The organism is Myroides odoratimimus, assembly GCF_038039805.1.
In the GTDB taxonomy this organism is placed as follows: Bacteria; Bacteroidota; Bacteroidia; order Flavobacteriales; family Flavobacteriaceae; genus Flavobacterium; species Flavobacterium odoratimimum_B.
On record NZ_JBBPHK010000002.1, the window covers coordinates 369,267 to 381,728 of the forward strand.

Annotated in this window: 10 protein-coding genes; 4 read left to right on the forward strand and 6 right to left on the reverse strand. The window is 31.6% G+C overall.

The window, feature by feature from the left end; genetic code table 11:
- Positions 1–13: 13 nt before the first annotated feature.
- Both AABL85_RS03485 and AABL85_RS03490 read right to left on the reverse strand, forming a co-directional pair.
- The gene (locus tag AABL85_RS03485; RefSeq protein ID WP_341309233.1) at positions 14–1,114 is read right to left on the reverse strand and encodes an efflux RND transporter periplasmic adaptor subunit; all 1,101 of its coding nucleotides are present in this window, start codon (positions 1,112–1,114) and stop codon (positions 14–16) included.
- Between the two features lie 18 nt (positions 1,115–1,132).
- On the reverse strand, positions 1,133–2,413 hold the full coding sequence (locus tag AABL85_RS03490; protein ID WP_286385772.1) for a TolC family protein: 1,281 nt from the start codon (positions 2,411–2,413) through the stop codon (positions 1,133–1,135).
- 785 nt (positions 2,414–3,198) lie between these two features.
- Here AABL85_RS03490 and AABL85_RS03495 point away from each other — a divergent pair.
- From AABL85_RS03495 to AABL85_RS03510, 4 genes are all read left to right on the forward strand, one after another.
- Complete coding sequence (locus AABL85_RS03495; protein WP_041891683.1) at positions 3,199–3,837, forward strand: LexA family transcriptional regulator; 639 nt, start codon at positions 3,199–3,201, stop codon at positions 3,835–3,837.
- 125 nt (positions 3,838–3,962) lie between these two features.
- Complete coding sequence (gene ung, locus AABL85_RS03500) at positions 3,963–4,625, forward strand: uracil-DNA glycosylase (protein WP_341309234.1); 663 nt, start codon at positions 3,963–3,965, stop codon at positions 4,623–4,625.
- A gap of 49 nt (positions 4,626–4,674) precedes the next feature.
- Positions 4,675–5,265 (forward strand): hypothetical protein, encoded by a 591-nt coding sequence (locus AABL85_RS03505; RefSeq protein WP_341309235.1) that lies wholly within the window; start codon positions 4,675–4,677, stop codon positions 5,263–5,265.
- A 30-nt stretch (positions 5,266–5,295) separates the two neighbouring features.
- A complete protein-coding gene (locus AABL85_RS03510) occupies positions 5,296–5,904 on the forward strand; it encodes a porin family protein (RefSeq protein ID WP_341309236.1) in 609 nt (202 codons plus the stop codon).
- 97 nt (positions 5,905–6,001) lie between these two features.
- On the opposite strand, the gene AABL85_RS03515 is transcribed toward AABL85_RS03510, so the two are convergent.
- From AABL85_RS03515 to AABL85_RS03530, 4 genes are all read right to left on the reverse strand, one after another.
- On the reverse strand, positions 6,002–7,174 hold the full coding sequence (locus AABL85_RS03515) for a proline dehydrogenase family protein (protein ID WP_341309237.1): 1,173 nt from the start codon (positions 7,172–7,174) through the stop codon (positions 6,002–6,004).
- A gap of 373 nt (positions 7,175–7,547) precedes the next feature.
- Positions 7,548–8,576, reverse strand: coding sequence for a response regulator transcription factor (locus tag AABL85_RS03520; protein ID WP_286386322.1), 1,029 nt, complete (start codon positions 8,574–8,576; stop codon positions 7,548–7,550).
- Positions 8,577–9,168: 592 nt separating this feature from the next.
- The gene (locus AABL85_RS03525) at positions 9,169–10,953 is read right to left on the reverse strand and encodes a hypothetical protein (protein ID WP_341309238.1); all 1,785 of its coding nucleotides are present in this window, start codon (positions 10,951–10,953) and stop codon (positions 9,169–9,171) included.
- A gap of 815 nt (positions 10,954–11,768) precedes the next feature.
- Positions 11,769–12,341: a hypothetical protein gene (locus AABL85_RS03530; RefSeq protein ID WP_341309239.1), complete on the reverse strand. Its 573-nt coding sequence runs from the start codon at positions 12,339–12,341 to the stop codon at positions 11,769–11,771.
- Positions 12,342–12,462: the final 121 nt, after the last annotated feature.

Sequence of the window (12,462 nt, forward strand, 5' to 3'; positions counted from 1 at the left end):
AGGCTTTTACGAATTACAATTTATTAGTTAATTGCTCATAAATAAGTAATTCATTAGTAGTTACGACCATTTCATTCTCTTTTACACCATCATTTACATAAGTATAAATATTGTTCTTAGAGATAGGAGTGATCTTTCTAACTTCTTGTTCACAATCGTTTTTATAAACTACCACATAGTTTTGGTTGTTATCAAATATGATAGCAGTATTAGGTATAGCTAATGACTTACCTTCGTTTGTTTCTAATTGGATAATGATATCAGCAGACATTCCAGGCTTCAACTTCATTTCTTTATTTTCCATTGATATACGAGCTTTTAAGACTCTCTCTTCGGTATCAAATACTTGAGATATTTTAGTTACTTTTCCAGCGAAGTATTCATCAGGATAAGCAAGAGTAGATACCTTTACTTCTTGATTAGGCTGTACATGACGCATATTAGCAGCATATACATTAGCCATAATCCATACATCCGATAAGTCTGCTATGGTAAAGAGAGGTTCGTCACCTGCATTTACTGTCATACCACTACTTACACTTTTAGTAACGATATAGCCTGCCTGAGGGGCAACTATGTTTACTATTCCAGATTCACCTTGGCTATTGAATATAGCAAGGCTACTTCTAACAGCAGCTACTTTGCTATTTAAGGTTTTTACATCTTCTTGAGCCTCTATCAATTCTTTTTGAGATGCAATACCGTCTTTATACATCGCTTCTACAGATTCTAATTCGCGTTTAGCTACTTTTAATTCAGCTTCACTAGCTTTTAGTTCGCTATAGATTTCATTAGTATCAGTACTTTTTATTTGAGCTAAGAGTTGTCCTTTTGTTACATAATCACCTAGAGAAAAGTAGGTGTTAGTCACTAATCCATCTACTAGACTATTGTAAGGTACAGTTCTATCTTGGTTATAGTCGATATATCCATTGAGCGTTAAGCTACGTTCTATAGGTCTAAGAGTTACTTTTTCCATATTAAGCGTATTCTTCATTGCTTCAGATAAGCACTCTTTTTCTTTAGATACTTCTTCCTTATTTTGATTCCCTTGGTTACAACTCATCAGAACCATGTTTAGAAAAGCTAGTGTAAGTATAGAATATTTTGTCATTTTCAATTCGTTTAGTTTTTATAAATCTTTTCCTACAGCGTATTGTAGTTTTTCAAAGTGATCATGTAGATCTTTTTTAGTTTCTAGTAGAATAGTCTTGTTCTCTATATAAGCTTCTACAAAGTCTAAATATTCAATTAAGCTAACATTTCTCTTTTGAAAGTTTTTTAAATAAGCATCGAGTAGTTGATCTAATTGTTGTTCATATCCAGTTTCTATCTCTTTATATAATTGTTCAGCGTGATAATAGTTTCTAAACGCTTCTACTATATCATTAGCAATCTCATTTAGTTTAGTTTGTGTATCTAATTTGGCTAATTCTATTTCTATTTTAGCTTCTTTAATGCCTCCCTTATTTCTATCAAAAATAGGTAGGTCAAAAGAAAGACCGAAACCAACAAAATCACGCATAATATTACCACCTCTATCATAATCAACACCTAGAGTAATATCTGGAACTCGCTGAGCTTTCTCTATCTCTAATCGTTTTTCAGATTGTTTTTCTAGAGTTTTACTTTTTAAGGCATCTGGACGTTGTTCCTGAGCAGTGATAATCCAATTTTCCAATTCTAATTCAGATATTTCTTTCTCAGGAGCGACTAACTTATCTGTAACAACGACCAGGGTGTTATTCCCAATGTTTACAAAGTTTTTAAAGTCTTTAATTGCTTCTTCAAGTTCTTTGTTTATATTGACTAATTCTTTTTTAAACTGAAGTTCTGCAGCCTTAAGGCGGATGTATTGTGCCTGACTTATATTACCTTGATCTAATTGGTTTTTGTATGCACTAATTAGGGACTTAGTACTTTCTATCTGTTTTTCGTATATTTTTTGTTGTTCTTGAAGCATTTGTAAGTTAGAAAGGTTATTTCTCAATTCTAACTTAAGTTCTCTCATAATACTTTCGAACTCTTGTTGTTTTTCTTCTATTGTAAGTTTTTGTAGATCAATATTTTTACGGCGTTTACCACCAGTTTGAATTAATTGTTCAACTCTAAAAGCGTATTGCTGTGCTTCGCCCCAGTTGCCTATAAGTTTAGGTTGTTCTTCTATATCAGTAGTTTTCCAGAAGTTGATTTCTGAAACTTCAAAAGTAGGGTTAGGCCATAACTTAGCTTGTAACAATTGTGCTTCTGCTTGAGAAATCTCTAAATTCTTAGCGATAAGCTCTAAGTTCTGCTCTAAGAAGAGTGCTTCTGCTTCTTCTTTCGATAATGTCAGTGTCTTAACGGAGCTATCTTGTGCATAAGTACTTAGTACAAAAGCGGATAGAATGGTTAATAAAGTGTTTTTAAACATTGTCTTTTTATTTTAAGGTCAAAATTATTGTTTAGGACTTATAGAGAACTTTGAGTTCCATTAGAGAGAGGTTAAAAAAACATTAGAAAACGATTAGAAGATGGAATACAAGTACTCTTTATAATCGCAATATTCAATCAGCTTAGTTTCTTTTTTCTTGCATTACCTCATAGAGTTATTATTATTCTATTTAACTCAAAAGTTTAACAAGCTCTCTCTTTATTATAAAACGCTTATTCTCTACAGAGTGACTATTACAAAAAAGAAGCCAAAAAGAGCTTTAACCCTAAAAAACATACAATTATTTAGTTTTATTTTTTAATTGGTTTGACGTTTTGTGATGTTTGAATCTGTCAATCTATCTTGTAATCAATGCTTTATTGTGAATAATTGACAAAGTGTAATCTCTTAAAAATTAATAAACATTGGCAAAATTATTGTAAAGGACATATTCGAGTACATTATTGCGAATTATTACACATGTAATTATATGTATTGTTTGAATATTATGATTTATTAGTATTTATATTTTGTAATTTGTACTATATGAGTAATAATAAACTAATGGTTAAATACTTTGTTTAAAAATCAGTAATAGCCTTGTATAGGCTCTATAACGTGGTTTTAGGCTAGATAAATAATAGGGCAGTTTATACTACTAAGCTAGAAGAACTGTACAAATAGTCACTCATTAAAATATTTGATTATTATCATTTAGAGCTTACAAATTGCCTAAATGGTAGTGGAAAAGAAAAAAATAAAGTAAACACTAAAAAATTAACGCTATGCAAAATGCAACAGGAGTAATTAAAAAACTAAAAAGAATGCTAGGAATTAAAACAGATTTACAACTAGCAGATATTCTTGATGTTAAACCGAATACTATCTCTTCATGGAAAAAAAGAGATAGTTTACAATATGAAGGTTTAATAGCTTTGTGTAAAGAACACAAGATTGATTTAAATGAATTATTCTTTTCTGACTCTACAGCTGTTTATAACAGTAGTTATCACAAGAGAAAAGTAAAGATGATTTCTATCGATCATCACTTCGAATATTTCTTAGATCCAGAGAAGACACTAGCTACAGCTCCAAGTTATGTTTTTCCAACTGTAGAAGAGGTAGATACAGCTTTTCAGGTATCAGTAGATAATATGTATCCTACTATTAAAATGACTTCTTATGTGATTACTAAACGCATTCAGATAGAAGAGTTACAGTTATGGCATGTTTATCTATTCGTACTTAAAGGAAAGGGAATAGTAATCTATCGCTTCAAGAGAATGGTAGATGATAATACATTACTATTAATAAGTGATAATCCTACATTTGAGAATATACAAGTAAAAATAGATGATGTAAAAGAACTCTTCTGTATTAGAGGTGCTTTTTTACCACAAATGAAAGGAATATCTGAGATATAACGAGTTAAAAAGACTAAGCGAGAAGAGTAGTTAAAGAATAGTATTTAACTACTCTTTTCTTTTAGTTTTTCACTGTAAAACTAGTTTAATATTTTAGTTGAAAGCTTATATTTGAAGAAAAAAGAATGAAACTAAAAGCAAAAGGTTGGAATAAGCATTTAGCAGCAGAAATGACTTCTCCTTATTTTAAAACACTAATAGAGAATATTGATTGTTTATATGAAACTACTATGGTATATCCTCCTAAAGAAGAGATTTATACAGCATTCGAATTAGTAGACTTTGAGGATGTTAAAGTGGTTATCATAGGACAAGATCCTTATCACGGTGCCTTTCAGGCGAATGGTCTTTCTTTTAGTGTAAGTAAAGGTGTAAAGTTACCACCTAGTTTACAGAATATTTATAAAGAGCTAGAAGATGATTTAGGAATTAGAAATATAAATGGTGATCTGACGAAGTGGGCAGAACAAGGAGTATTTCTATTAAATGCTACATTAACTGTAGAGGAGAAGAAAGCTGGCTCACATCAGAAGTTAGGTTGGGAGAAATTCACAGATGCTGTAATAGAACAACTAAGCAAACATAGAGAGAATATTGTTTTTATTCTATGGGGGAGCTATGCTCAAAAGAAAGGAAAGAATATCGATCGTTCTAAACATTTTGTAATAGAGACAGTACATCCATCTCCTTTATCTGTTTATAGAGGATTTTATGGCAGTAAACCTTTTTCTCAAACCAATTCTTACTTGGAGTCTAAAGGAATCAAATCAATTGATTGGAAAATCTAGTATTTCTTATTTGTAAGTAAAGAGTGTAATTAACTTATTTTTTTTTGATATGTTTAAAATAAAAAACCAAGAGTTTGAGGTAAAGTATGCTTATTTAGATGCTTTTATGGATAGTTCAACGAAACAGTTAGTCTTTGGATTACAAATAAAGGCTGATGACACTAAGGGCAGATTAAAAAGAGGTGGCCTGTATTTTAATTCAGAACTATTATTATTTATCAATCCTAATGAACTGAACCAATGGCAAGATATTGCAGGATATGATATAGAATGGGAAGATTATCAAGAAGAAGAGGGGAAACCTAGAGCTCTTTTTTATGTTTATGAACATACAGGAGTGTATAATGCAAAAATCAACTTTAGAAAAGTCAATGACCAAATAATAGTCAAAATATCTGCTACTATTGACATTTATGCAGATGAAGATTTTGATGAACAATTATCCCTTGAAGTAGAAACAGAGGTTCAATTCTTTGGTATACTCTGTGGAAAGAGAAGTGCAGAAGAATGCGCTGAATTAATTGGGAATTATTTAAATATTGACCATTTAAAATATGTTCAAAACCAATACAATGTTTCACTACTAGTTCCCAAAGATACAGATATGGAAACAAACTTATTAGTACTAGGTGATTATTAAAAGAAAAATATAAACACTAAATAATTAAATATGAAAAAATTACTACTTAGTACATTAGCTTTTATAGCTATATCTACAGCTGCGGTAGCTCAGCATCACGAAAAAGGAAAGACTAAAGTAAGCTTTGGGGTTAAAGCTGGATTTAATCAAACCATGGTTACCAATATAGATGATATCGTTGGTAAATCAGGTTTTCATATTGGAGGTGTGGTAGAAGCTAAATTTTCTAAGCGATTTGCATTACAAGGAGAGCTTTTATACACTACAATGGGAGGTAAGTTAGAGAGTCTTGATATTCCTTGGATATCTACTGCCTCTTATGATGGTAAAGTAAAATTAAACTATATCGCTGTGCCAGTAATGGCTAAAGTTTTTATAACCGAAGGTTTCAATATTCAAGTAGGCCCACAATTTAACTTTGCTGTTAAAACAGAAGGAGAAATAAATGGAAAGACTGGTGATATCGGAGAGTTAGTAAATAAGTTTGACTTAGGGCTTAATGCTGGTCTAGGTTATGATTTTAAGAATAATCTGTTTATTGATATGAGAACTAGTTTTGGAGTAATTGATGTCTTTAAGGATGTTCCTGCTAGCAATAAAAACTTTGCATTTATGGTAGGTGTAGGGTATAAGTTCTAGTGTAATAAAAGTATAAAAAAACGGAAGCTATATAGCTTCCGTTTTTTTATGATGAATTACCTTAGACAGGTAATTGTATTTCTAAATCCGTAATTAATTACAGTTTTCTTCTTTTCAGTTCAGTTTCGATAAGATCTAACTCTCTATTTGTTTGACCAGCAACAGAAGTATTTTCTTCTGCACGTCTGATTAAGTAAGGAATTACATCACGTACAGGTCCGAATGGTAAGTATTTAGCTACATTAAACTTCTCTTTCGCTAAGTTAAAGCTGATATTATCACTCATTCCGTACAGCTGTCCGAAGTATAATCTACGGTCTGTATGAGAGATACCATGTTTCTCCATTAAGTCCATGATTAAGTAAGAACTCTTCTCATTATGAGTACCAGCGAAGATAGCCATAGAGTCAATGTTCTCTAACATATACGTTACCCCAGCATCATAGTTTACATCAGTAGCAGCTTTGTCTACACAGATAGGAGATTTATATCCTCTCTCTGTAGCTCTTTCGCGTTCTACCTCCATATAAGCCCCACGTACTACCTTCATACCTACGTGGAATCCTTCTGCCTTAGCGATAGCGTGTAAATCTTTTAAATACTGTAATCTATCCCAACGATACATCTGAGCAGTATTATAGATTAATGCTTTCTCTTTGTTATACTTGCGCATCATATCTAAGCAGATATCATCAGCAGCATCTTGCATCCAGCTGTGCTCAGCATCGATTAGTAGAAGTACATCATTGTCATAAGCAAACTTACAAGCCATGTTAAAACGGTACACGATGCGTTCCCATTCTTTTTCTTCTTCAGCAGTGAAAGCTACTTTCTCACCTTTTTTTACAAACATATCAAATCTACCAAATCCAGTAGGTTTAAATACAGCAAAAGGGATAGAGTCTGGACGTTGCTTTGCATATTCGATTGTTTTGATCGTCATGTTTAGAGCTGCGTCGAATTGCTTTTCAGTTTCTTTACCTTCTACAGAATAATCTAAAACTGATGCCACACCACCTTTAGCGTACATATTATCTACTACAGTTAAGCAGTCATCTTCACTAATACCACCACAGAAGTGATCGAATACAGTTGAACGGATTAAACCAGTAACAGGCAAATGAGTTTTAATTGCAAAATTTGCAAGGGAAGAACCAAGTTTTACTAAAGTTGGTTTGCTAATCATTTTAAATAAAAAATGTGCTCTTTTTAATTCTTTATTATTTTTAAGAGCAAATGCTACTTCAGTATTATTAAATAAATTTTTCATTATAAAAAGTAAATTCGTTAGGCAAATATAATTACTCTTTTAGTAATAATTTAATAGTTTTTGGTATTTATCTTCTTATTAAAAAAATGTGATGTTTTTTAATCGCTTAGTGATTATAAAGTGTTAAATACTTTTAATCCTTATCGAACCATAATTAATCTCTTAAATTCTTTGATGCATCTAACTTTATCTTCTTTTTAAAGTTGTAAAAAATTAGAGATACCTCGCTATTTAGCCTTGTATAAAGACAAAAGAATTATTTATATCATTAAAATTCTCAGAAAATAGCATTGACTGTAGAAGGATTGCTTTTAGAAGAAGAGAATACCTTTTTTTAGCTAAAAAATAGTCGAATACAACAAGAGTACAATGCTTATTCTAACTTGTCTTTAAAAGCATAAATCTGTGCTCTAGAATTAATGTTTAGTTTAAAATATATCTTACTAATATGGTATTTGCAAGTATTAATAGAGATAAATAACTCATCAGCTATTTCTTTATTAGTAGCGCCTTCCCACAGTAGGCTAAGTACTTCTAGCTCGCGTTCTGTAAGACTGTATTTATTCTTTAATTGATATAGAGGTTGATCTTGTATCGTTGTTTTCTCTTGTTCTACTTTGGTTATTTTATCTGCATTTAGACTCTTCTCGTATTCTAACTGTTTATGATAATCTTTTACCATATACATATATTGATACAAGTATCTTTTATAGATAGAATTTCGTTCGTGTATTTTCTTTACTTCTAATAGTGTGATACAACTAGAACAAATAAGAATAGGGATTCCTATTAGGCGCAATGTAGGCCATACAATGAATAACTCATAAAGTGTATCGTTAATAGATGGAGCCAGAATAATAGTACTAGCCGTAATACAGATGATTAAGAAAGAAATATAATTTTTATAATTGTAAGTATGATTCAGAATGAAGAATAAGTACAATGCTAGTATAGTTAATATCGTCGTGATAGGGTGGATGAAGCTATTCCCATGACTTGGAACTATAAATAGATTAGAAACCAACTCTATCGCTACCAAAGCAAAGAGTACAACGATGCCTGTTTTATAGAACTGTTGTTTATGTTTAAATCTTAAAAATGGGTAGGGGAGTAGTATTAATAACACAAGTGATGTACCGATATTCCAAGCTAATAAATAACCGATAGTAGCATGGTGATCAGGTAAGTAGAAGTAAATGATGTCCTTGACTAAAAAACTAGAGAAGATACTTAATTGTAAGAAAAAACTAAAGCTTAATTTCTTATACTTGAATATAATGTAAAGCGCAAGAAGTATAACTAGAGAAAGAAATGATATTCCATAATATAGACCGATAATAATATATTTAGGCGTATCTGTTTCAAAAAAAGGAAATTGATTAAATAGTGGTAATGAAATCATATAAGGTTTATAATGCTCTATTTTATGTATGAGTATAGAGTGATAATAAATATTTAATTAGACCTGTTTTTTTAGAGAACCTCTCTGCTGATCAAGATGTAAAATTAACTAAAATATCAGTGCAGTACTTTCTTAAATCTGTGTAGTGAAATGTTAAAAAAGTATAGTGTTAGTTGTGTTTTGAGTTCAGATCATTGATACAGAGGTTTTTGTTTTAGGTGTTTACAATCCTTTTTACTAGTGTATATTTTTAAAATAATCATACTTTAGCTCTAGAACTATTAAAAAGGATAGTTTGTTTTCTAATAAAAGGTATTACTTTTGAATTGTCTTTATTACTAAAAACTATCCTTTTTTGTTTTTCTCTTTTGATATATTGATGAAAAGAGTGAAAATCCAAAGTCCCCACAAGTTATAAAGACCTTAGGCAAAACTAACGTAAAAGATACATTTCGTTTGTCTATTTTAGGCATCAAGTCACCTGTTGATTTGATGCTTTTTTATTTGATACTAGTAATAAAATTTACAGTTTTTAAAAGTTAATAAAAAAAGAAAATCCAGTGTATTTTCTAATCACTGGATTTCTGCTTATTTACTTTAAAAGTTCTGTTTCTATCTGAAGTAAATCTTTAAGTATACTTTCTTGTTCCTGTATAAAGTAAGTATTGTCTTCTCTAAAGAGTTTCTTATAATAAGTAATTCCTTCTAGCAGGTTCTCTTTTGTTTTCATAAGTCTTTTTAGCTTAGGGGCAGAGTGTTCTGATGCTAAAGCTATTTTTTCTTCTCTATAGTGATCTAAGTACATTCTAAGTTCTTTAATAAAGAAATGTGGACGTTCTTTAGTTTCGATCACATTATCTCTTCCATAGATATGATTGACCATTTTCTTAAGAGATACTTCTTTTGTGAAGTATGCTATATTAGGGCCAGGACAGATAGCTACACCTTGCGCTTCTCCTTTGATAGGTAAGTTAAGCTCCATATAAGAAGCATTGGCCAAACCTATACACAGACATGCTTTCTCTGTTATCTGTTGATACTTCTTATTGTATTCCGCTTGACTGATACTATTTTTCTCTTGCTCTAACTTTTCTATTTCGATAGTTTGATACTTTCTAGAAGCTGTACACAGTCCTTCATTAGAGTAATTCTTGTTCAAGGCTAGATATTTTCTAGGACAAGAGCTACCTGCCTTGTTCTTATTAATTCTTTCTGACTTAAAGAAGTCATTAGATGTCCCCTTAATACTGTTAAACGGCACACCTAAAGGAGAAATATTACTCAAATATAGATCCTCTTCTTTTGCCTTAGCTAGTAATTCTCTTGTAGTCTGATCTACAGAAGTAGCTTCTGGTACTAATAAGAATGGCGAACCCCAACCGACAGAGTCTACCTCGTAATGCTCTAGTAAGAACTGATGTTCTGCCGCTGTACCTACACCACCTTGGGCTGTTATTTTTAAATCTAGAGGAGCGGAAGGGATAAATCTATTTTTCTGTTCTAAAGCTTTTACTAATAATTCATGGGTAGAACCTATTAATTCCGCTTTTCTAGCTTTAAACTCTTCTAATATTACGCCCATTAGATAACCATCTGTAGCGAAAGCATGCCCTCCACAGTTTAGCCCAGACTCTATGCGATACTCAGATACCCATAAACCCTTTTTAGCTAGGAAATTACCCTGTATTAAGGCGGATCTAAAATCACTTACTTTTAAGATAATCTTCTTTTGTAAAGTACTGTCAGCAGTGGGATAAAAAGCATCAAATTCCTCAAAATAGCTAAACAATCTTGGATTCATACCAGCAGATAAGACTACTGATGAGTTTAAAGTACTGTTCACAAAGCCTCTTAGAGCAGCATGCGCATCATTGTATTCTACAGGAAGGGCTTCTCTTTTATTGAAGTTTTCTTTATCTACTTTGGTCATGATGTTTACATCGATATCACCAGGAGCTAGATAGTGCTCTAAGAGTCCCTTAAGATGGTCTATGGATAGCTTGTCATCTAAGTGCTGTTGTAGATTTTTTCTGATTTCTGATACAGATGGCAACATCTCGATATAATCCTCAACCTCTTTTTTGCTCTCTAAGAAAGAAGCTTTTAGGTTTTCGAATTTCCCTTTTACGATAGTATCTAATGTATTTAGATAGGCCGTAATACGTTTGGCTCTAAAGTCTTCTATCTTCTTCGTTATCTCTTGATATGGCAGTTCGAATTTCTCACAATAGAACTTGTTCATTCGTTCTATTAATTCATCATCCATCACAGAGATAGTAGAGGAGAAACCATACTGAGCCACTCTCACTGGACTATCAATAGTATAGGCCAATCCCATCACAGGAATGTGAAATGAGTGTATTGGTTTTAATTTCATTTTGGTTTGTTTGTTATATTTTATAAGGGAGGAAAATTCTTTAAATATTCTGAGTAATTAAGTGACAAATATCATGTTAGGCGATTATCTCATATTAAATTTATGTAAAGCTCAAGGGAAGATGGGAGAGATTAGAGGTAAAATACGTAGAAGAAAGTAGGTATAAGTAATAGGTTGTATTGTTTATAATTATCTCACAATGAGAATAATTTAACCACTATAAATTCTAAAAACAGGACAAATCACAGATGTTAAAAATATTAACATATAGGCGTTTTTTAAGAATTTGAAGCATGTGATAAAGCCAGTGATAGCAAGGCTTTCGGGAAGGTTGTTTGGGCGTTGTTCGGAAGTTCATTGCAAAGTGTACGGAAAAAGGGGGTATTTTCCGAACACCTTCCGAACAAACCACAACGGAGACCGCATGAATACTCAATTTATGGCGAATTAATAGTGTTAAAAAACTTGTTAAAATTTAAAAATAGAGATTTTGAAAGCTGTGATTTGTGCTTTCTTTTTGGAGAGATGTACCAGACTTTGAATAGAAGAATATTCTCAATACCAGCCATTGAGTCAAAGCCTTTACTGTAGGCAAAGGTAGTAAAAAAATAGATAGGAGAAAAGAGGGTGTAGGAGGTAGATGACTTGTGATAATTCAACAGTATAAATATGCCTTACCCTTATTCCTAAAGATGTTTAGAATTGGTTTATAAAAATATAATACTAAGCGTAAAATAGATACCTAGCTATTATACTAAAAAAAGCCAATAATAGTCTTCTATCATTGGCTTTTAAGTAATAAGCGATTTTCTTTTTTAATTAAATCTTAATTCTGCTGTATATCGAATAATAACCTCTGTCAGATTATAGTTCTCATCGTAAATAGGGGAGTAAAAATACACATATACAGAATCTTTAAATTTCGTTAAGGGAATTGTCTCATAGCTAGACAAATTATTAAGTACATTTATTGTTCTATTTCCAACCCACTGTTCTGCATTTCCTTTAGGGTTTTTATCAAATCGGTGGTCTTTAGCACTTGTAAAATACCAATACGTAGGTACTTCGTCCGAAATAATCAATTCCTTATTAGGATTAAAAACTTCATCTGCGATAGCAGTGCTGTTAAACCATTCTACCTCTAGATCAGCTTCGCCTATAGCAGAGCGATAGATATCGTTGTCAAAAGTAGCTCCTATTAGAAAACCATCTACGTTATTTGAAGTAACTTCAAATACAAATTCATTGCTTTTAAGTGTGACAACTCCATCCTGCATAGGAATGATAGCTCCATTCTGTTTCACTTCTACTTGGATAGTTCCTTCTTGCGCCCAGCTGCTTATTTGTACAGTTATGAATAGTAATAAGCTAAGACCTATTTTTTTCATTTTGAAATTTTGTTTTTTCATTATTTGTTAAACAAAGATAAGCTATATATACTATACGAATATTCGCTGTAAATGGGGATATTTACGAAATGAGAATAGTATGACCTTTGGAATAATATAA

Coding starts and splice junctions, on each gene's coding strand:
- AABL85_RS03490 (WP_286385772.1), bottom strand. CDS start 2,413: ATGTTTAAAAACACTTTATTAACCATTCTATCCGCTTTTGTACTAAGT.
- AABL85_RS03530 (WP_341309239.1), bottom strand. CDS start 12,341: ATGAAAAAAATAGGTCTTAGCTTATTACTATTCATAACTGTACAAATA.
- AABL85_RS03485 (WP_341309233.1), bottom strand. CDS start 1,114: ATGACAAAATATTCTATACTTACACTAGCTTTTCTAAACATGGTTCTG.
- AABL85_RS03515 (WP_341309237.1), bottom strand. CDS start 7,174: ATGAAAAATTTATTTAATAATACTGAAGTAGCATTTGCTCTTAAAAAT.
- AABL85_RS03495 (WP_041891683.1), top strand. CDS start 3,199: ATGCAAAATGCAACAGGAGTAATTAAAAAACTAAAAAGAATGCTAGGA.
- AABL85_RS03520 (WP_286386322.1), bottom strand. CDS start 8,576: ATGATTTCATTACCACTATTTAATCAATTTCCTTTTTTTGAAACAGAT.
- AABL85_RS03505 (WP_341309235.1), top strand. CDS start 4,675: ATGTTTAAAATAAAAAACCAAGAGTTTGAGGTAAAGTATGCTTATTTA.
- AABL85_RS03525 (WP_341309238.1), bottom strand. CDS start 10,953: ATGAAATTAAAACCAATACACTCATTTCACATTCCTGTGATGGGATTG.
- AABL85_RS03510 (WP_341309236.1), top strand. CDS start 5,296: ATGAAAAAATTACTACTTAGTACATTAGCTTTTATAGCTATATCTACA.
- ung (WP_341309234.1), top strand. CDS start 3,963: ATGAAACTAAAAGCAAAAGGTTGGAATAAGCATTTAGCAGCAGAAATG.